The organism is Ruegeria sp. CDSA221, from assembly GCF_059611825.1.
This window is the reverse complement of record NZ_JBXWPK010000017.1, coordinates 63,068-86,291: the sequence shown is the minus strand read 5'-3', so window position 1 is coordinate 86,291 and position 23,224 is coordinate 63,068. Positions and strand designations below refer to the sequence as shown.

The window sequence follows — 23,224 nt, the reverse complement described above, 5'->3', positions numbered from 1 at the left end:
GATCGGGATCGAATTGCTGAATCAATGCGCCTGTCGATGCGATGGGCCGATCGGTCGAGACAGGCCTTCGGCGACCGTCCTGGACATGCGTTGTTTGGGATCATGCAAGGCGGGCTGGAACAGGATCTACGCGAAGAAAGTGCCGAGGCGCTGAAAGCGATCGGATTCGAAGGTTACGCGGTTGGCGGTCTGGCCGTGGGCGAAGGTCAGGAGGCAATGTTTGGTTGCCTCGACTACGCTCCTGACTTTCTGCCAGCCGACAGACCGCGCTATTTGATGGGCGTTGGAAAGCCTGACGACATTGTCGGAGCTGTCGCCCGCGGGATCGACATGATGGATTGTGTCTTACCCTCACGGTCCGGTCGCACAGGACAGGTGTTCACTCGTTACGGCGTGGTCAACATAAAGAATGCCCGCCACGCCGATGACCCGCGCCCGCTGGATGAGGCCTGCTCATGCCCGGCTTGTTCGAACTACTCTCGCGCCTATCTACACCATGTGTTCCGCTCGAACGAGATGATCTCGGGCATGCTGCTGACCTGGCATAATCTGCACTATTTCCAAGAAATCATGCAGGGTATGCGCGATGCCATTGCTGCTGGTACATTCGATGCCTGGCAGGCGACCTTCCATGCGCAGCGCGCGCAAGGGGATATTGAACAGATTTAGGTTCAGCGCCTTTTCAGTAGACTTAACAAGACACCAGATTGAGGGCGCTTTACCTGCGTTTACCGAACAGCCAGCGCTTCTTTTGTGGTTTTGCATCGAGGTCGTAGCCAAACCCTTCGAAAAAGCTACGAACTTCTGGGGTCAACATCCCACGGCCACTTGCATATTGAGGCAGGTCGAAGCCACCGCCATAGTTCAGCTCGACAACGACCGGACCAGACTCGGTTATAGCAATGTCGGTCGACTGATATCGAATTGGCTGAAAGGTTCTTGCAGCACGGTCATTTATTTCGATCAATTCGTCCCAAAAAGGCAGTTTCAAGCCCATTAAACCGGGGTTGTCAGGATGGTCATCCAGGAATTCTGTTTCCATCTTGGCGCGGCGCGCGACGGTTTCGATAACACCGGTTTCGATATTGATCGAACAAGCAAGGTTCCCCGGTCTCCAGAAGGCGTCCGCAATATTGGGGCCCTGCGGAAGTTTAATAACGGCAACTGGGCAAAAGACGTCGTTTTCTCTTACCAGAGTAACCATTCGCACCGTTGCAAGGGCTGAAGCGTAGTCTTGGATTGCAGAGTGATTTTTGAGCAAAGGTTGCACGACATATGAATTCTGCCCAACGAACTCGTCTAGGAATGCCTCATAGGTGATCGGCGGTTGGCCTGCACAAGTGATAGTGGATTGATCCGCGTCCTCGATCAAAAAGGCCCCAAAGCTTACCATCCCCTCGACGATCTTTCCAAAAAGACCACCTTCCAGATGGTTGCAAACGAGATCGCGCAACGCCTCAGGAGTGTTGATCTTCGTAACCCCGGGGTAGTGTCGGTTCGAACGGTCGATGACGCCAACGGTTTCCGGGACAGGTACACCCGCTGTTTCAAGCAAAGTAGAAGCCAGTATCTTGTCTTCTGCGGCACTGTTCCAACCATGATGGTTACACTTGTGGGCGATGGGCCAATGGAGATCATTGGAGATGTATGCCGCGCGTTCGGCGTCGGTAAAGCGGTCTTCGTGATGAAGGCCATTGCGCACATACTCGACCATATTCAAACGGCTGGGAGGCTTTGCCATTTGATTGAAGCTCCGTTGGACTTGTAAAACTGAGCGCCCAGAGCTTTTGGCGGCATGCGCTAAAAGAGTCGCATGATCGGAGTCGCGGGCAGATAAGTACCGTTGATGGTCGGATTCCGCAGCATTGATATTTTTTGGATTTGTCATCTCTACGACTCACAGTAATCGATCAGAAGTTGGGGTATGCAATCATATTGTTTGCAATGATGGCAGGCTTTGGGCAGCTGGCTGTTAGATAGTGTTGTACTTTTGCTGTTGGTTTCTGAATTTCCAGGCAGGCAATCGCCGAAGAAACCAAGCGGGGTCAAATTGAGAATTTGACAAGACCGATCATGTTATCGTCTTGCAGAGGCGCAACCTTCCGGTCATTGTTAGGTCCACTACAGGTAAGGTTGAAATAGGACGCTTGGCGCACCACCTTTACCTTCCAGACAGGAGACGGCCGGGGGTTGCCTAGATGAGGGACCAGTGCCGTCTTGCCAAAGATAAGGATTGAGCATGCAAGAGCCCCTGAATTCCTCATACCCAGTACTTCCGCTGCGCGACATTGTGGTTTTTCCTCATATGATCGTGCCTTTGTTCGTGGGTCGGGAAAGGTCTGTCCGCGCACTTGAGGAAGTGATGCAGGACGATAAGCAAATTCTGCTGTCTAGCCAGGTTGATCCAGGTGATGATGATCCGGAAATCGACGGAATCTATCGCTCAGGCGTGCTGGCGAATGTGCTGCAGCTGCTGAAGCTTCCAGATGGAACCGTGAAAGTTCTGGTCGAGGGGCAAGCGCGCGTACAGATTACAGAATACCTTGATAACGAAGAGTTTTTTGAGGCTCGTGCAGAATATCTGACCGAGATTCCGGGTGATGTGACCACTACACAAGCGTTGCTTCGCACCGTTGCCGACGAGTTCGAGCGCTATGCCAAAGTCCGCAAGAACATTCCCGAAGAAGCACTGACCGCTGTTGGCGAAACCGCCGAACCCGCCAAGTTGGCCGACCTTGTGTCGGGACATCTAGGTATCGAGGTCGAGCAAAAGCAGGAACTGCTGGAAACACTGTCGGTCAGCGAACGGCTTGAAAAGGTCTATGGCCTGATGCAGGGCGAGATGTCGGTTCTGCAGGTCGAGAAAAAGATCAAGACCCGTGTCAAAACCCAGATGGAGAAGACGCAGCGCGAGTATTACCTGAATGAGCAGATGAAGGCCATTCAGAAGGAACTTGGCGATGGTGAGGACGGCTCGAACGAAGTGGCCGAGCTGGAAGAGAAAATCGCCGAGACCAAACTGTCGAAAGAGGCGCGTGAAAAGGCCGAAGGTGAGCTGAAGAAGCTGCGCAACATGAGCCCGATGTCGGCTGAGGCCACGGTCGTACGCAATTACCTCGACTGGATTTTGGCCCTGCCTTGGGGCACCAAGTCCCGCGTCAAGAAAGACCTTGGCCGTGCGCAGAAAGTTCTGGACGACGATCACTATGGGCTTGAGAAGGTCAAAGAGCGGATCGTCGAATATCTGGCGGTTCAACAGCGGTCGAAAAAGCTGAAAGGCCCGATCCTGTGTCTTGTTGGCCCTCCGGGCGTTGGTAAAACGTCGCTGGGTAAATCCGTTGCCAAAGCTACTGGGCGCGAGTTCATTCGCATCAGCCTCGGCGGCGTGCGCGACGAATCCGAGATCCGCGGCCACCGCCGGACCTATATCGGCTCAATGCCCGGCAAGATTATCCAGGCGCTGAAAAAGGCCAAAACTACGAACCCGCTGATCTTGTTGGATGAAATCGACAAGATGGGGCAGGATTTCCGTGGCGATCCGGCCTCGGCCATGCTGGAAGTGTTGGACCCGGAACAGAACAGCACGTTCATGGATCACTACCTTGAGGTTGAATATGACCTATCCAACGTGATGTTCCTGACTACTTCCAACAGCTATAACATGCCCGGGCCTTTGCTCGACCGGATGGAGATCATTCCTCTGGCGGGCTACACCGAAGATGAAAAGAGCGAGATCGCCAAGCAGCACCTGATCAGTAAGCAGATCAAGAACCACGGTTTGAAAGCCAAAGAGTTCGAACTATCCGATGAGGCGCTGCAATCGATTATCCGCACCTACACCCGAGAAGCTGGCGTGCGGAACCTTGAACGCGAAATCGCCAAGGTGGCGCGGAAGTCGCTGACCAAGATCATCAAGAAAGAGGCGGATTCGGTCACGGTGACGCCGGACAATCTGGATGAATTCTTGGGCGTGCCCAAGTTCCGCTATGGTCTGGCCGAACAGGACGATCAGGTTGGGGTTGTAACCGGTCTGGCCTGGACTTCCGTTGGCGGCGATCTGCTGCATATTGAGGCGCTGAAACTGCCCGGTAAGGGGCGGATGAAGACCACGGGGAAGCTGGGCGATGTGATGAAGGAATCCATCGATGCGGCCTCATCTTATGTGCGGTCAATCTCACCTAAGATCGGGGTGAAGCCGCCCAAATTCGACAACCTGGACATCCACGTCCACGTACCGGACGGGGCAACGCCCAAGGATGGTCCTTCGGCCGGTTTGGCAATGGTGACCTCAATCGTATCGGTTCTGACGGGTATCCCGGTGCACAAGGATATTGCCATGACAGGAGAGGTTTCCTTGCGCGGCAATGCGATGCCCATCGGTGGTTTGAAGGAAAAGCTGCTGGCGGCTCTGCGCGGCGGGATCAAGACTGTTCTGATTCCGGAAGAGAATGAGAAAGACCTGGCCGAAATTCCTGACAACGTGAAGGAGGGGCTGAAAATCATCCCGGTCACGCATGTTTCGGAAGTTCTGAAACACGCTCTGGTTCGGGATCCTGAACCTGTCGAATGGGACGAAGCCGCAGAAGAGGCCGCCGCGGCTGCGGCCAAAACGGCTGAGAACACGTCCCCGTCCGCCAGGGCGCACTAAAGGTCAGAATATGGCAATTAGGGGCGGGGTTAGCACCTCGCCCTTTTTCTTTGGTCAGACCAAATAGTCAGCCAATTACTGGCTTTGCATGTCGGATCGCAGATTGTGAAATGGTGGGTGATAAGAGATTTGAACTCCTGACATCTTCGATGTGAACGAAGCGCTCTACCACTGAGCTAATCACCCGTGAGCAGGGGTCTTATAAGGAGTTCAGCAAAGCCGCAAGAGGTCTTTGCGCCTTTTGGGCCCCGGGGATTACCCCGCAAATGCCCAGTCGAGGTGCCCAAAACGGGCGGCCTTGTGGGGCCGCCCTTTCACTTGTTCGATGTCAAAGAATGAAATCGTCCTGGGTCAGATCGTGCAAGCCAGAGATCTTGATAACCATCTCAGTATTTTTGTCGCCTTCAGTATCCACAAGAACAAGTGTGAAGTCGTTCTTGGTGCCTGCGTTGTTTTTCTTGACGTAATAGATTTCGCCTTCGTCCGACGTCTGGGCCGGTGTTGTACCGTTGAAGACAAATGAATCATCGCCGTCAATTACGGTGCTTGCGTCGATCGCACTTAGGTCGATCTTGTCTTCACCCTGAGTGAAATCGGTAATCCGGTCGGCATATTTTGCTTTGCGCGAACTTTCGGTTGTTGACGTGAACACAAACTCATCGGCCCCTTCGCCGCCGGTCATGGTGTCCCTTCCGGCACCACCGATCAAAGTATCGCTGCCTGCGCCACCATTCAGGGTATCTTTGCCAAGGCCCCCGTCCAGGCGGTCAGACCCTCCATTACCCTGCAGGATGTTTCGACCGTCCGTACCTGTAATGTCGTCATTTTGCTCGGACCCATCGACGTTTTCGACACCCGTAATGGTATCGGTTCCGTATCCGGTCGCCTGAGCGTTAATGTCAGAAAGATCAACGGTTGCCGCGCTCGTGCCGGTAAAACGCAGCCAATCAACGCCCTTGCCGCCGTTAATGAAATCGTCACCGTCTCCGTCCTCGGCGACAAAGTTGTCCGTCCCTTTGTGACCGTTCAGCACGTCGTTCCCAACACCCCCGGTCAAGGTGTCATTGCCCTGACCACCAAGAACTATATCGTTACCCTCACCGCCAAAAATAACGTCGCTACCGCCGACACCCACCAATAGGTTATCAGCTTCATTCCCGACGATGATATCGCCCTTTTTGCCGCCCTGCGCATTCTCAATGACGACTCCATTTGCGATCGTAAATCCGCCGGTTATGCCTTTGGCATGGGATGGAGTGCCGCCTGCATCGCTGCCATCAAGATCCGCGTCATTGAGGTTGATCGTGACGCTGCGCTTAACACCATTTGCTGAAATCGTATCGACCCCATCGGTGTCCCAGATGGATGTCCAGAATGTTCTGGCGCCATTCTTGCCTTTGATTTTATAGACGTTGTCGTCGGTGTTGTGGTCCGTCGTTCCGTAGATGGCCTGCAACGCAGCTATATCAAGGGCCATAGGCGAGGCAGTGCCGCCAGCCTTATATGTCTTCAGAGGAACAACTTCGGGATAGCCCGAGTTGTAGGACATGATGGTGTAAACACCCTGGTTCTGCCCATCTGTCCCGTAGTCGTCGAAGGGCTGCGTAACCCCCGGAAAAATAGTCGAGCTACCGCCTTCATCATGTGGGTGGGCTAGGCCAAGGCCGTGAAGAATCTCATGAATGATTGTCGCGAAGCCTTCACCGCCTTTGCGTAAGGCCTCTTTGCTAAACAGAGGCGTATCATAGGCAAAGATGCCGAACAGGGCGTCAATGCCAGAATCCTGCAGCAGGGGGTCGTCACCCGGAACTTGATGGACACCAAGAGATCCGGGTCCGCCAAGATCGTTTTGGGTCAGCAAAGCGTAGGTGATGTTAACGTCATTAATCTCGCCTGCTGGTGTCAGAAAGCCGACTTCGTTGAACTCGATCGGAATGATCGTTTCGATAATTGCAAATGCTTTGCGGATTGCTTCCTTCATGTAGGAGGCAAAGCCACGGCGACCTAACGATCCATCATCGAAGGAGTATGTGATTGTGCCCGGAGCACTGACGCCTCCGGCGCTGGTGTCCCAAGACGTGCCCCAAATCAGGCTGTCTACATAAACATGGCCGGTAACATTTGCACCCGGAGAAGTTGTGCTGGCAACTGACATCTTAAATTTCTTCCTTGTCTAACACGCCGTTTGTTCCCGGTTTTTCCGGAATACAAAATTGGCGCCGTATATATTGACCGGTTCTAGAATCGGTAATTCTTCCTTTGGCATCAGAACTTTCCAAGTTTTAGCCCGAGGAGAGGCCGCGCATATGAAATATCTTTTGGCAGAGGTGTTCGTAATCGTCTTGCAGGCAATCTATGGTTGAAAAGATGCGGAACGTGGCAAGCTCTTGGTGAGTTGGTATGACTGTTATAGTTGAGCATAAACCGGAATAAGCTTGGATTAGAGGTTGGAAACTGCCCTGAGATCTGGATCTAGCGGACCCATGCCGTGTGATGTGCTGCGCAAGGTTTCAGAATATTTTTGTCTGGCCAAAGGCAGTGGGTCGTGAATTATCGGCTGGTTTCTGTTTGGCCATTCGTCGTGTGACGAGAAAACATCTCTAACAAAAATTACGTTCTGAGAAAAAACTTCAATTCGCCGCTTGACGATGTCCGGGCGTGGCCATAATACACCCCAACGTTCAGCAACGAACGGGCAGCGGGCGGTTGTAGCTCAGTTGGTTAGAGTACCGGCCTGTCACGCCGGGGGTCGCGGGTTCGAGCCCCGTCAACCGCGCCATCGCTGCCATCCTTGGTCCAGGGTAAAGGCCACGAAATAGATGCGCGGTTGTAGCTCAGCTGGTTAGAGTACCGGCCTGTCACGCCGGGGGTCGCGGGTTCGAGCCCCGTCAACCGCGCCATTTTCCACTAGTTTTCAGAAATCATACCGTTTACCGGGTGACTCTATTGGTTTGTTGTCAGTAGGTGGCGGCAACATCTCTCTCGTTCACATTTTGTTCTAACTTTTCTGTTGGAGACTCAGTGTGGCTCGCTTATCTCTAGGACACTTATGTGTTGGGGGCCAAACATGGCTGAGCTGAAGAATATCGAGGTGCGCGGCGCGCGCGAACATAACCTCAAAGGCATTGACGTGGATATTCCGCGTGACCAGCTTGTGGTCATCACTGGTCTGTCAGGCTCGGGCAAGTCGTCGCTTGCCTTTGACACGATCTATGCGGAAGGGCAGCGCCGGTATGTCGAAAGCCTGTCGGCCTATGCCCGGCAATTTCTGGATATGATGGAAAAGCCAGATGTGGACCATATCAGTGGTCTATCTCCGGCTATTTCCATCGAACAGAAGACGACCTCAAAGAACCCACGGTCTACCGTGGGAACCGTGACCGAGATTTACGACTATCTGCGTCTGCTGTTTGCCCGCGCTGGTACACCGTTCAGCCCTGCCACGGGCAAGCCGATCGAAGCCCAGCAGGTGCAGGATATGGTCGACCGGATCATGACGATGGAGGAGGGCACGCGAGGGTATCTCCTGGCCCCGATCGTGCGAGACCGGAAGGGCGAGTATAAGAAAGAGTTTCTGGAACTGCGCAAACAGGGCTTTCAACGCGTCAAGGTTGATGGCGCGTTTCATGAGCTGGACGAGCCGCCGACACTGGACAAGAAATTCCGCCATGACATCGACGTTGTGGTCGACCGATTGGTGGTGCGCGAGGGCATGGAAACGCGGCTGGCGGACAGCTTGCGCACGGCGCTTGATTTGGCCGATGGCATTGCGATTTTGGAAACCGCACCGCGTGAAGGCGACCCGGAACGGATCACATTCAGCGAGAATTTTGCCTGTCCCGTCAGTGGCTTCACCATCCCCGAGATTGAACCACGCCTGTTTTCCTTCAATGCACCCTTTGGGGCCTGTCAGGATTGCGACGGGCTAGGTGTCGAGCTGTTCTTTGATGAACGCCTTGTAGTTCCGGATCAGACATTGAAACTGTATGACGGCGCGTTGGCTCCGTGGCGCAAGGGTAAGTCGCCGTATTTTCTGCAGACCATCGAAGCCATCGCGCGACATTATGAGTTCGACAAAAACACGCCGTGGAAAGATTTGCCCGAAAAGGTGCAACAGGTTTTCCTGCGCGGGTCGGGTGAGGAAGAAATCCAGTTCCGCTATGACGAGGGTGGCCGGGTATATCAGGTAACCCGCAGTTTCGAAGGTGTTATCCCGAATATGGAGCGGCGCTATCGCGAGACTGACAGCGCCTGGATCCGTGAAGAATTTGAGCGTTATCAAAACAACCGCTCCTGCGGCACCTGCGAAGGCTATCGCCTGCGCGCTGAGGCGCTGGCCGTCAAGATCTCCGGATTGCATGTCGGGCAGGTGGTCCAGATGTCGATCCGCGAGGCACTGGCTTGGGTTGAGGATGCCCCGAACCATCTGAGCGCTCAGAAAAATGAAATCGCGCGGGTGATACTCAAGGAGATTCGTGAGCGGCTTGGGTTCCTGAATAACGTTGGTTTGGAATACCTTACGCTGTCACGTTCAAGTGGAACGCTTTCGGGCGGGGAAAGTCAGCGTATCCGTCTGGCGAGCCAGATCGGTTCGGGTCTGACCGGGGTGTTGTATGTACTGGACGAACCCTCGATCGGGTTGCATCAGCGCGACAACGACCGCTTGCTGGGTACGCTCAAAAACCTGAGGGATCAGGGGAACACGGTCATCGTTGTGGAACATGACGAGGAAGCCATCCGCGAAGCCGACTATGTCTTTGACATCGGTCCGGGTGCGGGTGTGCATGGTGGGCAGGTGGTTAGCCATGGTACCCCGTCCGAGATCGCGACCGATGCAGCCTCGATCACCGGCCAATACCTGTCAGGCACCCGCGAAATCCCGGTGCCGTCCGAGCGGCGGAAGGGGAACAAAAAGAAAGTGACTGTGGTCAAAGCCACCGGGAACAATCTGAAGAAAGTGACCGCTGATTTTCCTCTGGGCAAGTTCGTCTGTGTGACCGGCGTATCCGGCGGTGGCAAATCGACCTTGACGATTGAAACCCTGTTCAAGACAGCCTCAATGCGGCTGAATGGCGCGCGGCAGACACCTGCGCCGTGCGAGACGATCAAAGGGCTCGAGCATCTGGATAAGGTGATCGACATCGACCAGCGGCCCATCGGGCGTACACCACGCTCGAACCCGGCCACGTATACGGGGGCGTTCACGCCGATCCGTGACTGGTTCGCCGGTCTGCCCGAGGCCAAGGCGCGAGGGTACAAGCCTGGCCGGTTCAGCTTTAACGTCAAAGGCGGTCGGTGCGAGGCTTGTCAGGGCGACGGCGTCATCAAGATCGAAATGCACTTTCTGCCCGATGTCTATGTTACCTGCGAAACCTGCAAAGGCGCGCGGTACAATCGGGAAACGCTCGAGATCAAGTTCAAAGGCAAGTCCATCGCGGATGTCCTTGATATGACAGTGGAAGATGCACAAGAGTTCTTCAAAGCCGTGCCGTCGATCCGCGATAAGATGGACGCGCTGGCGCGGGTCGGTCTGGGGTATATCAAGGTCGGGCAACAGGCGACGACCCTGTCGGGCGGTGAAGCACAGCGGGTGAAGCTGTCAAAAGAACTCTCCAAACGCTCAACTGGTCGGACGCTTTACATTCTGGATGAGCCGACGACCGGTCTTCATTTCGAAGACGTCCGCAAGCTGTTGGAAGTGCTGCATGAATTGGTTGATCAGGGTAACACGGTTGTTGTGATCGAACACAATCTGGATGTTGTCAAAACGGCCGACCACATCATTGATATCGGGCCCGAAGGCGGTGACGGTGGTGGTGAAATTGTCGCCACGGGAACGCCCGAAGATGTTGTTGCTGTGGAACGCAGCCATACGGGCAGGTATTTGAAACAGTTGCTGAACCCCGAACGGGTCGCGGCGGAATAACCTCCGTCGCGGCAACTTCAGTATCTGGCGTATCGCAGCATCTGCCAGTGGCGCAGTATTGGCGGAAAGAACAGGAACACGAAACCGAAGCTGATATAGGCAAAGATCATCATCGGGATCCACAGCAGAACGCCAACCAGCCCAATAAACCCGGAAACACGTGCGGCTGAGTTCGCCGACATAATGCGCGTGAGCAAAGCAAAGAGCAGACGCCCCCCATCAAGCGGCATCAGGGGCAGCATGTTAAACAGCGCCAGCCACAGGTTTAGATCTGCCGTCACCATCAGAACCCAGCCAATTTCAGGCGAGTTGGAAAACGGTTCCAGCAATGAACACACCGCCCACAGGGTCAGGTTCACAATCGGCCCCATGGCCACAATCAATTCGTCTTCATATGCAGAGGTCGACCGGCGATGTTCGCAGAATCCGCCGCCCCCATAAAGGACGACTCGATTGACGGGCACGCCCTGCACAAGACAGCCCCATGCGTGGCCCAACTCGTGCAGAAGAATCGAAATCAACAGAATCGCCACGAAGGCGAGCGCATAGGGCAGGTTGACCGGATCGGCGTTAATTCCGACAACGATCAAAACCAGAAAAATAAGGCTTTGGCTGAAATGTATCGGTACGTTCCATGGGCCGCGGAGCTCAAATAGCACGTTTTCAGTATTCATAATAAAACCTCGAAATAGTGAGGTTTATGATGATGTTAGATTGCGTCAAAATTTTGAAAACAGGCTGAAAAACGCCCGAGCCTGCTTACTCTCTCAAATCGACAGAGGTTGCTTTTCGACCGCTTGAATTCAGGCCGCGCTTGTCAGTTCAGGATGTCTGCAACCGCGCCGATCAGGTTCAGAACTTTGCGTGTATCCGGGTCGACACGATACACGTAGTCGCCTGCGCGGACATAGCTTCCCCTATTCAGGCCATACCGAAACGGATCATCAATCCAGCGATAGTCGCCATTGATAAACTCGCCATTTCTGTACAGCTTTTTGGCCTGTCCCGGAGGGACACAGGGTACGTTTTTCTTGGCCAGCCCCGGCGGGCAGTGGACGGCGTTTCCAGTTGCAACAATACCGCCCTGAGGCGCAATGCGGATGACCTTATTGCTATTCTTGTTCTTGCCGTTTCCCTTCCCGTTACCGGCCATGGCCGCCACCGGGGTCACGACCAGAGCAAGAACAGTAAGCGCTTTGACCAAATTATGCGTCATCGTAGCCCCAAGAATCGATGCTGAACCTCTCCATTAGATGGACATCGGCAGGAAAGGGGTCAACCCTATGGGCAGGAAGCCGCCCAAGGGCATCCTAGTTCCGACCGCGCTTTTCAAATCGCGGAAGCATGGCCGAGAAGTCCAGCCCCAGCCCATCTTCGCTTTCGACGAATTGCTGATACAGCTCGGTCGCCATCATCCCCATTGGGGTGTCGGCATCCGAGCTTTCCGCCGCCTGCTGACTGAGGCGCAGGTCTTTCAACATCAGTTCGGCGGCAAAGCCGGGTTGATAACCATTGTCGGCCGGGCTTTGCGGGCCGATACCGGGGGCAGGGCAGTATGCGTTCATCGTCCAGCTATAGCCCGAGGAGGTGCTGACAACGTCGAACATTTTCTGCCGGTCCAGCCCCAACTTGTCGGCCAGCGCGAAGGCCTCGCAGGTTGCAATCATGGTGACGCCCAAAATCATGTTGTTGCAGATCTTGGCCGCCTGACCCGCGCCCGCGTCTCCGCAATGTACTGCCTTTTGCCCCATGATGTCGAACAAGGGCCGGGCTTTTTCGAATGCCTCGGCGCTTCCACCTGCCATGAATGTCAGCGTCCCAGCCGAGGCGCCTCCGATACCGCCCGAGACGGGCGCGTCGACGGCCAAAACTCCCGCAGCCAATGCCATATCGGCAACAGCTCGGGCGCTGTCGACATCCACTGTCGAACAATCGACCCAGACGGCCCCTTCATTCATCGCTGGAATGATCTCATTTGCGACGGATCGAAGTATCTGGCCATTCGGAAGCATGGTGATGACGATGTCTGCGTCTTTTGCAGCGTCGGCCCCTGACCCAGTCAAAGTAACACCGGAAACCGACACCTCGGCCATATCAAACCCAGCGACTTCATGCCCGGCATTGGCAAGATTGACTGCCATTGGATTGCCCATGTTTCCAAGGCCTATAAACCCGATTTTCATTCTTTAATCCTCCTCGAATGTCAGGGCGACGCTGCCCAGGGGCCGCAGCATTGCGGAAATATCCACGGCGGGAACAGGTTTGCCATGGTGACGCCAATTAGGAGAGCGATCCTTGTCTATGATCTGCGCGCGGATACCTTCCAGAAAATCTCCGTGTTCCATGGCGCGCGCCGTAAAACGGTACTCCATCTCCAGGGCTTTTCGGATCGACAGATCCAGCGCCTTAAGCCGATGAATCATTTCAATGGTACAAGCCACCGATAGTGGAGAGTTGCGGCCCATCAACTTTTGCGCCGCGTCAGAGAACGGGGTTTCGGAGAAGCGCAACGCGTTGAGGATGTCGTTCAACCCCTCGCCATTGAAAAGCACGTCGATTTCCGCCTGAACCTTTTCAAGGTTACCTGTGGGTGGCGTCTGGGAATGCTCGACCAACAGGTCTGTGTTCCCGGAAGCTTCGAGCAGTTCGATCAGGCCGGGCCATTCTTCAATGGGGATAAAATGGTCGGCAAAGCCCGCATAAATGGCGTCCGCAGGGCCCATTCGGTGACCTGTTGTGCCCAAGTATTCTCCCAGTCGACCCGGAGCCAGCGCGAGCATCAGAGAGCCACCAACATCCGGCACCAAACCGATAGAGCACTCGGGCAGGGCAATCTGAGATGTTTCACCGACTATGCGGTGGCTTCCATGGCACCCAATTCCGACGCCGCCACCCATAGTAAACCCTTGTAGGAAACTGACCACGGGCTTGGGGTATTCGAAAATCAGTGCATTCAGCCTGTATTCATCGCGCCAGAAAGTCTGCCCATAGGCAAAGTCGCCTTTGCACCCGGTATCATAAAGCTCTGCGATATCTCCCCCGGCGCAAAATGCTTTATCGCCAACGGCGTCCAGTATGATCAGGTCAACTGACTCGTCCTCGCGCCAGTTGCGCATGGCCGTATCTATCGCCATGCACATGTCATAACTCAGCGCGTTCAAAGACTTGGGGCGTGTCAGAGTGATGCGTCCAGCGCGGCCGGTAGTGTGAATTTCAATATCTGACATCGGGGTCTCAGCGTTGGGCAAGCATCTGACGAGAAACAATGACGCGCATGATCTCGTTTGTGCCTTCCAGAATTTGATGAACGCGCAAGTCGCGGACAAGCTTTTCGATACCGTAATCGGCGAGATACCCATAACCGCCGTGCAGTTGCAGGCATTGGTCGACCACTTTTGATCCGGTTTCAGTCACGAATTTCTTGGCCATTGCACAAAACTTGGTGGCGTCCGGTGCGCCCGTGTCCAGTTTCCAGGCTGCCTGACGCAAGAACGTCCGGGCCGCCTGCAATTCTATTTCCATATCCGCAAGCCTGAACTGCAGCGCTTGAAACTGATCAATCGACTTCCCGAATGCCTGACGCTCGGACATATACTGAAGCGTCATGTTCAGACCTGCTTGTGCCGCCCCCAAAGAACATGAGGCAATATTCAAGCGACCGCCATCCAGGCCCATCATCGCATATTTGAATCCGTCACCTTCTGTACCCACCAGATTGCCCGCCGGAACTTTGCAGTCGTCAAACTGAACCTGCGCCGTTGGTTGGCTTTTCCAGCCCATCTTTTGTTCAAGCGCGCCAAAGCTAAGACCTGGAGTGCCATCTTCGACATACAGGGTTGAAATCCCTTTGGGACCATCCTGTCCGGTGCGCACCATACAGACATAAGCATCTGAGTATCCGCCGCCCGAGATGAAGGCCTTTGTTCCGTTCAGCGTATAACCTTCGTTCGTGCGTTCGGCGCGAGTTTTCAGCGCGGCTGCGTCCGAGCCTGATCCGGGTTCGGTCAGGCAATAGCTGAGGACTGTGTTCAGGTTAAGAATATCCGGCATGATCCGCGATTTCAGCTCATCCGCGGCAAATGTGTCCAACATCTTGGCGCACATATTGTGGATCGTCAGGAAGGCCGCGACTGAAGGGCAAGCCATCGAAAGGGCCTCGAACACCATCGTCGCATCCAGCCTACTAAGACCGGAACCGCCACTATCTTCGGACACATAGAGACCGCCAAAGCCAAGCTCCCCTACACGGGGCCAAAGGTCTTTGGGAATAGTGCCATCTGCCTCCCATTGCCGGGCGAAGGGTGCGATATGCTCCTGCCCGAACTCATAGGCCATATCGAAGATAGCAGTTTGCTCTTCGGTTGGTGCAAAATCCATTGGTTTCCTCCCACGTCGCCGGATGAATTGAACGAGTGTTTATTTCCTGATTCTTACAGAAATTTTGCACGCCCAGCAATTCCTGACAGGGATATTGCGAAAACGATTAGATCATACTTTGAGGCAGGTCATAAATCCTGATGGAATTCTTCGATCAGATGCTGAACCACAGCCCTGCCTGCATCCGCACCTTTGGCCGTCGCTTCGGCGTGAACACGTCGTTGCCGCGTGGCAGATGTGCCGTTTTGTGCGATTTGCTGTAGCCGGGCAAGTTCAGTCATGGTGCCCAGTGCTTCGGCATCTTCGGCCAGCATCCCCATCAGTTCACCCATAAGTTCCGGCATGGGCTTGATGGATCGATCCCCGAAATCAATCATGCCTTCGCCGACTCCGTAACGCTGCGCACGCCACCGGTTTTCACCAATCAGGAACCTGTCATATTGCCGCCAACGCAAATTGCGGTCTTTCAGACGGCACAACATTCGGACCAGCGCCTGTACCATTGCAGCCAGTGACAACGTGTGCTCCAACCTAGGCTGCACGTCCATTATGCGTGTTTCGAGCGTTGGAAAGCGATGCGAGGGGCGCAAATCCCACCAGATTTTCGAGGTATCCTCGATCACGCCAAGTTCGACCAGAATGCCTGTCGTACGTTCATATTCCGACCAACTTGCGAGAACAGGTGGTAATCCGGTGCGGGGCAGGTTGTCGAATACGGTCAGACGATAGGAAGACAGGCCGGTATCCTCTCCGTTCCAATAGGGCGAGGATGTGGAGAGCGCCAACAGATGCGGCAGGAAATAGGAAAGCTGCGGCATCAGGTCGGCCCGCAAGGATGGTTCTTCAACACCGACATGCACATGCATCCCGCAGATCAGCATCCGTCGCGCGACACCGCCCAGGGCATGCTGCAAGGCGTCATAGCGCTCTCGGCGCGTGTGGTGCTGTTTCTTCCAGTCCGCAAAGGGGTGGCAGGACACAGCAATCGGGGCCAGATTGTATTCGGCGGACCGATCCGCCACACCCGCCCTCAGGCGTTTCAAATCTTCTCGGGCCGTGCGGATCGTCGCATGGGGGCGGGTGCCAACCTCTATCTGGCACTGCAGAAACTCAGGGCTGACCTGGCCCTGAAAATCGGCCTGGCAGGCTTCCATCAGGGCAGAGGGTGCTTGGGCAAGTTCAAGGCTGTCGCGGTCGACCAGAAGATACTCTTCCTCAATGCCCAGCGTGTATTCCTGCTGCATGGCGGCCCTCTTTCTAGCTTTATGCGAAACAGTGAATACGGAAATACGCTTTTTGCCAAGTGTTTACCGGCAGAGTCCTTGCGGTCATCGGGCTAGCAACGGTAAGGAACGGGTCAAAGTTCAGAAGAACCCCGGAGCCTTTGTGTGAAACCCAGGAAATTCCCCCGGCTGAATGCCGTTCTCGACCGATTTGGTGTCAGGCTGATTGACAAAGTCACGGAACGGGACGAGCGCGCCCGGCTGGAGGCGTTCGAAAGGGCAGGCGGGCTGACCCGTCCGGCTTATTCGTTGTCACCGGGAATGGCCGATTTCGACATCTCGCAGCTGGTAGCCGAATATGGTGAACATGCCGCCGCTTTGGCTGCATTGAAAGATCCGTCCCGCAATCAAACCGGATATAGGATCGGCAACGGGTATTATGACAGTCCAGATGCGGATGCGTTGTATCTTATGGTCCGTCGTTTCAAACCCAAGCGGGTGATTGAGGTTGGCTGCGGTAATTCAACGCGCGTGACACGGCAGGCTGTATTGGATGGCGGGCTGCAGACGCAAATCACCGCCATTGATCCTTATCCGCGCGCGGACATCGCGCATGTAGTCGATCAATTCGAACAGAAACGGTTGGAAGAGGTCGATCCAGCCCTCTTCGAACAGCTTGAAGCGGGTGACATCCTGTTCATCGATTCCAGCCATGTTGTCCGGATGAGCAATGATGTCGCGCATCTGTTCTGTCGCATCATACCGGCCTTAAAACCAGGCGTTGTGATCCATGTGCACGATGTTTTTCTACCCTACGAATACCCCAAGCGGTTCTTCTATGACTGCCCGGGATGGGGCGAGCAATATATGTTGCATGCATTGTTGCAATCTAGTGCATATTCAATGCTTTGGCCTGGATACTTCTTGCAACAGGATCGCCAGGATGCGGTCGAGGCGCTACCGTTTTTGAAAGATGGGCGCGCGCAAAGTATTTGGGTTCAGGTCAAATAAATCTGACACTAAATTGATCCGGTGCAGCGAAACGCCCGTACCCCTTTCCATAACAACCTGGATAGGAGATCTCAAATATGTTTCGCCGTACTTTCCTGAGCGCCGCCGCCGCAATCGCACTTACCTTGCCGGTTCAAGCGAAAGCCGCCGATATCGTGGATACAGCCGTATCTGCCGGATCATTCACCACTCTGGTCGCGGCGGTTCAAGCGGCGGGTCTGGTCGATACGCTGAAAGGGGACGGTCCGTTCACCGTTTTTGCCCCCACGGATGAGGCCTTTGCCGCACTGCCCGAAGGGACGGTGGAATCGCTGCTACTGCCCGAGAACAAAGACCAATTGGTCGCAATCCTGACTTACCATGTGGTTCCGGCCAAAGTCATGTCAGGTGACATCGCTGGCAAGCGCGCCAAAGTGCTGACCGTGCAGGGTGATCGCCTGAGTGTGAATGGTAAGAACGGCGTAAAAGTGAATGGCGCCAAGGTTGTGCAGGCTGATATCGAGGCCAGCAATGGCGTGATCCACGTCGTCGATGCGGTGATCCTGCCGGAATAATTGGCAACCACCGTGTTCAAGCAAAAACCCTGGCCGTTATGGCCGGGGAGTTCTGTCAGACCAATCTGACCTTGGTGCCAACCTGAACCAGCGGGTACAATTCTTCAACATGCTGATTATAAAGGCCAATACATCCAGAAGAACTTTGGCGACCAATCTTGCGTGTATCGTGCGTGCCGTGCACCAGATATGCTGGCCAGCCCAGATACATCGCCCGCGTACCCAGCGGATTCCCGGACTCGCCACCTTCTATTCGGATGGGCAGGTTCGGGTCGCGCTCGCGCATTGAGGCGGTCGGGGTCCAGCTTGGGTTTTCGCGCTTGCGTACTACTTCGGTATAACCACGCCTTGTGAGTTCTTCGCTCATAGGGACTGAGCTAGGGTACAGTTTGTAAGTCCCGTCAGCCCCCCAATAGTGTACAGCGCGGCTTGTGATATCTGCCAGTAGGCAGCCGACACCTAACTCATCGAAGTGATCCTGCCAATTCTGGTGCGAGAATGAGGAGACATTCCGCCGCACAGCGAGCTGTGTGCTGATCGCCTCTTCGTCGAGCGGGAAAGCATCGGCGCTGCTTTGTGCCCGCACCAATGCAGGTGTCATCAACAGAGACGCTGCACCTAACAATGCAGAGCGACGGGTCATGCGGGGATCTGACAAATTGGCCTCCGGTTCAGGAACTGCTCTCGCGAAACTGCGTGTAACTTAAGTTTTGTTGATCAGATTTCCTAGGGAGTGTTGAGTGAATTTATTGTGAAGCGAACATCACAAGCGAAACTTGGCCGTGTATTGAAAAAGCCCGGCCAGTGGTGGCCGGGCTGTGTGGATCCGCAGCTTTCGTTTGGATCAGTCCATGGCTTTGAAGTTGAACTCGCCGCCTTCTTTGATGCCTGACGGCCAACGCGCGGTGACCGTTTTTGTGCGTGTATAGAATTTGAAGCTATCCGCACCATGCTGGTTCAGGTCACCGAACATGGATTTCTTCCAACCGCCAAAGGTGTGATAGGCCAACGGAACCGGGATCGGAACGTTGATACCGACCATGCCAATATTGATCCGGCTGGCAAAATCACGCGCGGTGTCGCCGTCACGGGTAAAGATCGCGGTGCCGTTGCCGTATTCGTGGTCCATGGCCAGGCCAATCGCCTCTTCGTAGGACCCGGCGCGGACGGTCGACAGAACCGGGCCAAAGATCTCTTGCTTATAGATGTCCATTTCGGGCGTCACGTGGTCGAACAGATGCGGGCCGACGAAGAAACCGTCCTCATAGCCTTGCAGGCTAAAGTCACGGTTATCGACAACCAGTTTGGCGCCCTGTTCCACGCCCGAGCTGATCAGGCCCAGAATGCGTTCCTTGGCGGCACCGGTCACGACGGGCCCCATGTCGACATCATCCCCAGCGGTGTAGGGGCCGACCTTCAGTTTCTCGATACGCGGAATAAGCTTTTCGATCAGCGCGTCGGCGGTATCCTCTCCGACCGGGACGGCAACCGATACGGCCATGCAGCGTTCGCCGGCCGCGCCGAAACCGGCGCCAACCAGGGCATCTGCTGCCTGGTCAAGATCGGCGTCGGGCATGACGATCATGTGGTTCTTGGCACCGCCGAAACACTGCGCGCGTTTGCCGTTGGCCGTGGCGCGCGAATAGATGTACTGCGCGATTGGGGTCGAGCCCACAAAGGAAACGCCCTGAATGATCTCGCTGTCCAACAGCGTGTCCACGGCCTCTTTGTCGCCATTGACCACCTGGAACACACCTTTGGGCAAACCAGCCTCAACGAACAGTTCCGCCAGCATCAAAGGTACTGAAGGATCGCGCTCGGACGGTTTCAGAACGACCGCGTTGCCACAGGCCAGGGCAGGGCCCACATGCCACAGTGGCATCATGGCCGGGAAGTTGAAGGGCATGATCGAGGCCACAACCCCCAAAGGCTGGCGCATAGAATACATGTCGATGCCTGGGCCCGCACTGTCGGTGAATTCACCTTTCAACATCTGCGGCGCACCGATGCAGTATTCGATCACTTCCAGACCGCGCTGCAGATCGCCTTTCGCGTCAGGGATCGTCTTGCCGTGCTCGCGGCTGAGCGCTTCGGCCAGCTTGTCCATGTCGCGGTTCATCAGGTGAACCATCGCCATCATCACGCGCCCGCGTTTTTGCGGGTTCGTTGCACCCCAGGCCGGTTGTGCGGCTGCGGCGCTAGCAATGGCTGCTGTGGTCTCGGCAGCACTTGCCATCGGGCATTTGTACTGTACCTCGCCGGTAGCGGGGTTGAACACGTCATCATATCGGCCGGACGTGCCGGCGACATTCTCACCGTTGATGAAATGGGACAGTTCGTTCATTGCGAATTCCTCCGAAGGTCTGCGCGCAGAATAGGCTTGCATAAATGGCTTGAACAGAGGCAATGTCCCAAAGGTGTTTTGCAAAATTGCAAAGGTGAAGCGTGACACCTAATTGGGATGATATGAGGGTCTTTCTGGCCGTAGCCCGCGAAGAAAGCCTTTCGGCGGCGGGACGATTACTTCGGATTGACCCGGCTACGGTCGGACGCCGTGTAGCGCGGTTGGAAGCGTCTCTGGATGCGCCGCTGTTCACCAAATCGCAGCAGGGATATGTGCTGACCTCAGCTGGTGAGCGTTTGATGGACCACGGTCTGAAAGCCGAAGAGGCGATGCGCGCTGCAGCAGGCGCCATGGCAGAACCATCTGAGAGGCTGAGCGGGCAAATCCGGATCGGCGCACCGGACGGTTGTGCGAATTACTTGTTGCCGCAGGTGTGTGGCAAGATTTGTGACACCAATCCCAATCTGGACATACAAATTCTGGCCTTGCCGCGCGTCATCAACCTTTCCCGCCGTGAAGCCGATATGGCCGTGACCGTCAGCGCACCGACCGCTGGAAAACTGCTTGTACAGAAAATTACCGATTACAAACTTCATCTTGTCGCAACGCAGGAATACCTTGCCGATCACCCTGCGGTTTATTCCATCAGCACGTTAGGGGGGCATCGTATGATCGGATACATACCTGATATGATATTCGACCGCGAACTGGACTATCTGGTCGATCTGGGTGTTGACCGTGTCGCGCTGGCCTCGAATTCGGTCTCTGTCCAACTGCGGCAGGTTTCGCAGGGATCAGGGATCTGCATTGCGCATGATTTCACACTGCCATTTCACCCGAAGTTGAAGAAAATACTGGTTGATCAAGTGAGTTTGACACGCAGTTTTCATCTGGTTCGACATCAAGGTGACCAACGAAACGAGCGGCTGAATCGGTTCGCGCAGGCCCTGTCCCAAGGGATTCGCGATGAAGTTGAGCGGCTTGAGGCTGAAGCTTCACCTTGACAGGCTATTTCATTCCGGCAACGCTTTGGAAAACACGAAGTTATTTCGGAGGTTACGTCAATGCTTGTTCAGGCCATTCTGAAATCCAAAGCCACCGGAGGCGTGGTGACAGTTGCTCCTTCGCGCACAGTTTCAGAGGTTGCAGGAATCCTTGCGGAAAAGCGCATCGGAACGGTGGTTGTATCAGAAGATGGCGGTAAGACCGCATCAGGCATCTTATCAGAACGTGACATTGTTCGCGAACTGGCCGCAAGCGGCAGCGGATGCCTATCAAAACCCGTAAGCGCGTATATGACCCGCGAGCTGGTGACAGCGACGCAACAGGATACTGTCCAGGATATAATGTCGCGGATGACCGAAGGGCGCTTTCGCCATATGCCGGTTGTTGAGGACGGTAACCTCGTTGGCATTGTTACCCTAGGCGACGTTGTCAAAGCACAGCTTTCCGAACTGGCAATGGAAAAAGACGCATTGGAAGGCATGATCATGGGCCATTGAGCCCATAGAAACGCGACGCAACTACTTGCACCCATAGCCAAGTTATGTTTGCTTGCGCAGAAATTTCGTTGCGCAGGAGGCGGCAATGAGGGTTGGATTGTATCCCGGAACATTTGATCCGATCACACTGGGTCATATTGATATCATCCGTCGCGCGGCCGCTCTGGTTGACAAGCTCGTGATTGGGGTGGCGATCAATCGGGAAAAGGGGCCGTTATTTTCGTTGGAAGAACGGGTCGAGATGATCGAAGCCGAATGTTCCTTTCTTTCCGAACAGACCGGAACTGAAATTGTCGCCCATCCTTTTGAAAACCTGCTTATCAACTGTGCCCGCGACGTAGGTGCTCAGGTCATTGTCAGAGGCCTGCGTGCTGTTGCGGATTTCGAGTATGAGTTCCAGATGGTCGGTATGAACCGCGCATTGGACGACTCAATCGAGACGGTGTTCCTTATGGCTGAGGCCCGCCATCAGGCGATTGCCTCGAAACTGGTGAAAGAGATCGCGCGATTGAACGGGGACGTGTCGAATTTCGTCACGCCCCGCGTAAATGACGCGCTGCGTGCGCGCTTAGGATAGCGCGCCCATCGCGGCCGCCGTGTCCAGCATCCGGTTCGAAAAGCCCCATTCATTGTCGTACCAGGCCAGCACCCGGACCAACGTGCCGTCTGTCACCTTGGTTTCAGCCAAAGAGACGGTCGAACTGTGTGCGTCGTGATTGAAGTCGATCGACACTAGTGGGCGGTTTTCCGCAGCCAGGACACCAGGAATATTGACCGCGGCATCAATGAACAACTGGTTGACCTCTTCTTCGGTTGTTGGGCGCGACACTTCGGCCACCAGATCCACAACCGAGACGTTCGGAGTGGGAACACGGATTGCCTGTCCAGTCAATTTACCTGCCAACTGGGGCAATACGAGACCTACGGCTGAGGCTGCCCCCGTAGTGGTGGGAATCATCGACAATGCAGCCGCGCGTGACAGATACGGGTCTTTTCCGGCGGTATCGTGAACTGGTTGGCTGGCTGTATAGGCATGAACGGTTGTCATGTTTCCGTGGACAATGCCCAAACCCTCGTCCAGCGCCGCAGCAACGGGCGACAAACAGTTGGTCGTGCAGGATGCGTTCGAAACGATCGTATCCTCGACGGTCAGCTCATGGTCATTTACCCCGAAGACGATGGTTTTGACCGCACCATCCCCGCGGGCAGGAGCAGAAATCAAAACTTTTTTGGCGCCGTTGTCAAAATGGCGCGCCGCGGCTTCGCGCGTGCGGAACACGCCTGTGCATTCGAGAACAACGTCAATATCGGACCAATCGAGTTTCTCAGGCTCACGTTCGCTGGTTAGGCGGATCGGGCCTGCACCGACATCCAAACCGGCGTCGGTCAGGGAAACGGGCTTTGTATAACGTCCATGCACACTGTCGAATTCAAAGAGATGCGCGTTAATTTCGGGCTTGGCCAAATCGTTTATGGCCACGATCTGAACGTCGGTCCGCCCAGATTCCATCAAGGCCCGCAAAACACCGCGCCCGATCCGTCCAAATCCATTGATTGCCAACTTGAGTGTCATGGTCTGCTCCGTCTGGGTGTCTGTTATTGCAAAGTTAGCGCTAACAAAGCTAGATCAAGGAAAAAG

19 protein-coding genes and 3 tRNA genes are annotated in these 23,224 nt (G+C 55.0%); 10 read left to right on the top strand and 12 right to left on the bottom strand.

The annotated features are described in order from the left end of the window. Nucleotides 1-669: tRNA guanosine(34) transglycosylase Tgt (locus AC2FJ5_RS19255; RefSeq protein WP_496794332.1), on the top strand; the 669-nt coding region annotated here is incomplete at its 5' end. Nucleotides 670-718: 49 nt separating this feature from the next. Here the strand turns inward: AC2FJ5_RS19255 and AC2FJ5_RS19250 are convergent. Next, the gene (locus AC2FJ5_RS19250; protein WP_142634053.1) at nucleotides 719-1,888 is read right to left on the bottom strand and encodes a sugar-transfer associated ATP-grasp domain-containing protein; all 1,170 of its coding nucleotides are present in this window, start codon (nucleotides 1,886-1,888) and stop codon (nucleotides 719-721) included. Between the two features lie 351 nt (nucleotides 1,889-2,239). Between AC2FJ5_RS19250 and lon the strand changes: the two genes are divergently transcribed. After that, nucleotides 2,240-4,648, top strand: coding sequence for an endopeptidase La (gene lon / locus AC2FJ5_RS19245; protein WP_496794331.1), 2,409 nt, complete (start codon nucleotides 2,240-2,242; stop codon nucleotides 4,646-4,648). 111 nt (nucleotides 4,649-4,759) lie between these two features. Here lon and AC2FJ5_RS19240 read toward each other — a convergent pair. Then, nucleotides 4,760-4,834: transfer RNA gene (locus tag AC2FJ5_RS19240), tRNA-Val, on the bottom strand. 142 nt (nucleotides 4,835-4,976) lie between these two features. Next, on the bottom strand, nucleotides 4,977-6,803 hold the full coding sequence (locus AC2FJ5_RS19235; RefSeq protein WP_496794330.1) for a M10 family metallopeptidase: 1,827 nt from the start codon (nucleotides 6,801-6,803) through the stop codon (nucleotides 4,977-4,979). Between the two features lie 547 nt (nucleotides 6,804-7,350). Here AC2FJ5_RS19235 and AC2FJ5_RS19230 point away from each other — a divergent pair. From AC2FJ5_RS19230 to uvrA, 3 genes are all read left to right on the top strand, one after another. Continuing rightward, nucleotides 7,351-7,427, top strand: a tRNA-Asp gene (locus AC2FJ5_RS19230). 44 nt (nucleotides 7,428-7,471) lie between these two features. After that, nucleotides 7,472-7,548 (top strand) — tRNA-Asp (locus AC2FJ5_RS19225). 167 nt (nucleotides 7,549-7,715) lie between these two features. Then, entirely contained in the window at nucleotides 7,716-10,574 is a 2,859-nt protein-coding gene (uvrA, locus tag AC2FJ5_RS19220) for an excinuclease ABC subunit UvrA (RefSeq protein WP_496794329.1), read from the top strand. A 17-nt stretch (nucleotides 10,575-10,591) separates the two neighbouring features. Here uvrA and AC2FJ5_RS19215 read toward each other — a convergent pair whose 3' ends face one another. The 6 genes from AC2FJ5_RS19215 to AC2FJ5_RS19190 all read right to left on the bottom strand — a co-directional run bounded on the left by AC2FJ5_RS19215 (nucleotide 10,592) and on the right by AC2FJ5_RS19190 (nucleotide 16,195). Then, nucleotides 10,592-11,248, bottom strand: a complete 657-nt coding sequence (locus AC2FJ5_RS19215; protein WP_496708407.1) for a site-2 protease family protein — start codon at nucleotides 11,246-11,248, stop codon at nucleotides 10,592-10,594. Between the two features lie 143 nt (nucleotides 11,249-11,391). Continuing rightward, complete coding sequence (locus AC2FJ5_RS19210) at nucleotides 11,392-11,790, bottom strand: hypothetical protein (protein ID WP_496695335.1); 399 nt, start codon at nucleotides 11,788-11,790, stop codon at nucleotides 11,392-11,394. A gap of 94 nt (nucleotides 11,791-11,884) precedes the next feature. Beyond that, nucleotides 11,885-12,757: a 3-hydroxyisobutyrate dehydrogenase gene (gene mmsB / locus AC2FJ5_RS19205; RefSeq protein ID WP_496679606.1), complete on the bottom strand. Its 873-nt coding sequence runs from the start codon at nucleotides 12,755-12,757 to the stop codon at nucleotides 11,885-11,887. A gap of 3 nt (nucleotides 12,758-12,760) precedes the next feature. Next, nucleotides 12,761-13,801: an enoyl-CoA hydratase/isomerase family protein gene (locus AC2FJ5_RS19200; RefSeq protein WP_496700941.1), complete on the bottom strand. Its 1,041-nt coding sequence runs from the start codon at nucleotides 13,799-13,801 to the stop codon at nucleotides 12,761-12,763. Nucleotides 13,802-13,808: 7 nt separating this feature from the next. Next, nucleotides 13,809-14,951 carry an acyl-CoA dehydrogenase family protein gene (locus AC2FJ5_RS19195; protein WP_142634037.1) on the bottom strand — a complete coding sequence of 381 codons (1,143 nt, stop codon included), beginning with the start codon at nucleotides 14,949-14,951 and terminating at the stop codon, nucleotides 13,809-13,811. A 128-nt stretch (nucleotides 14,952-15,079) separates the two neighbouring features. Further along, nucleotides 15,080-16,195 carry a carboxylate-amine ligase gene (locus AC2FJ5_RS19190; RefSeq protein ID WP_496794328.1) on the bottom strand — a complete coding sequence of 372 codons (1,116 nt, stop codon included), beginning with the start codon at nucleotides 16,193-16,195 and terminating at the stop codon, nucleotides 15,080-15,082. 144 nt (nucleotides 16,196-16,339) lie between these two features. Between AC2FJ5_RS19190 and AC2FJ5_RS19185 the strand changes: the two genes are divergently transcribed. Both AC2FJ5_RS19185 and AC2FJ5_RS19180 read left to right on the top strand, forming a co-directional pair. After that, nucleotides 16,340-17,185 carry a class I SAM-dependent methyltransferase gene (locus AC2FJ5_RS19185; RefSeq protein WP_496693212.1) on the top strand — a complete coding sequence of 282 codons (846 nt, stop codon included), beginning with the start codon at nucleotides 16,340-16,342 and terminating at the stop codon, nucleotides 17,183-17,185. A gap of 77 nt (nucleotides 17,186-17,262) precedes the next feature. Further along, complete coding sequence (locus AC2FJ5_RS19180; protein WP_496695341.1) at nucleotides 17,263-17,739, top strand: fasciclin domain-containing protein; 477 nt, start codon at nucleotides 17,263-17,265, stop codon at nucleotides 17,737-17,739. Nucleotides 17,740-17,794: 55 nt separating this feature from the next. On the opposite strand, the gene AC2FJ5_RS19175 is transcribed toward AC2FJ5_RS19180, so the two are convergent. Both AC2FJ5_RS19175 and AC2FJ5_RS19170 read right to left on the bottom strand, forming a co-directional pair. Then, complete coding sequence (locus tag AC2FJ5_RS19175) at nucleotides 17,795-18,382, bottom strand: L,D-transpeptidase (RefSeq protein ID WP_185956612.1); 588 nt, start codon at nucleotides 18,380-18,382, stop codon at nucleotides 17,795-17,797. Nucleotides 18,383-18,583: 201 nt separating this feature from the next. Next, a complete protein-coding gene (locus AC2FJ5_RS19170; protein ID WP_142634027.1) occupies nucleotides 18,584-20,083 on the bottom strand; it encodes a CoA-acylating methylmalonate-semialdehyde dehydrogenase in 1,500 nt (499 codons plus the stop codon). A 101-nt stretch (nucleotides 20,084-20,184) separates the two neighbouring features. Here AC2FJ5_RS19170 and AC2FJ5_RS19165 point away from each other — a divergent pair, with 101 nt between their 5' ends. From AC2FJ5_RS19165 to coaD, 3 genes are all read left to right on the top strand, one after another. Beyond that, nucleotides 20,185-21,087 carry a LysR family transcriptional regulator gene (locus AC2FJ5_RS19165; RefSeq protein ID WP_496708410.1) on the top strand — a complete coding sequence of 301 codons (903 nt, stop codon included), beginning with the start codon at nucleotides 20,185-20,187 and terminating at the stop codon, nucleotides 21,085-21,087. A 60-nt stretch (nucleotides 21,088-21,147) separates the two neighbouring features. Continuing rightward, nucleotides 21,148-21,585 (top strand): CBS domain-containing protein, encoded by a 438-nt coding sequence (locus AC2FJ5_RS19160; protein ID WP_142634023.1) that lies wholly within the window; start codon nucleotides 21,148-21,150, stop codon nucleotides 21,583-21,585. 85 nt (nucleotides 21,586-21,670) lie between these two features. Beyond that, nucleotides 21,671-22,162, top strand: coding sequence for a pantetheine-phosphate adenylyltransferase (gene coaD, locus AC2FJ5_RS19155; RefSeq protein ID WP_142634021.1), 492 nt, complete (start codon nucleotides 21,671-21,673; stop codon nucleotides 22,160-22,162). On the opposite strand, the gene gap is transcribed toward coaD, so the two are convergent. Next, nucleotides 22,154-23,158, bottom strand: a complete 1,005-nt coding sequence (gap, locus tag AC2FJ5_RS19150) for a type I glyceraldehyde-3-phosphate dehydrogenase (RefSeq protein WP_496794327.1) — start codon at nucleotides 23,156-23,158, stop codon at nucleotides 22,154-22,156. The genes coaD and gap overlap by 9 nt on opposite strands. Nucleotides 23,159-23,224: the final 66 nt, after the last annotated feature.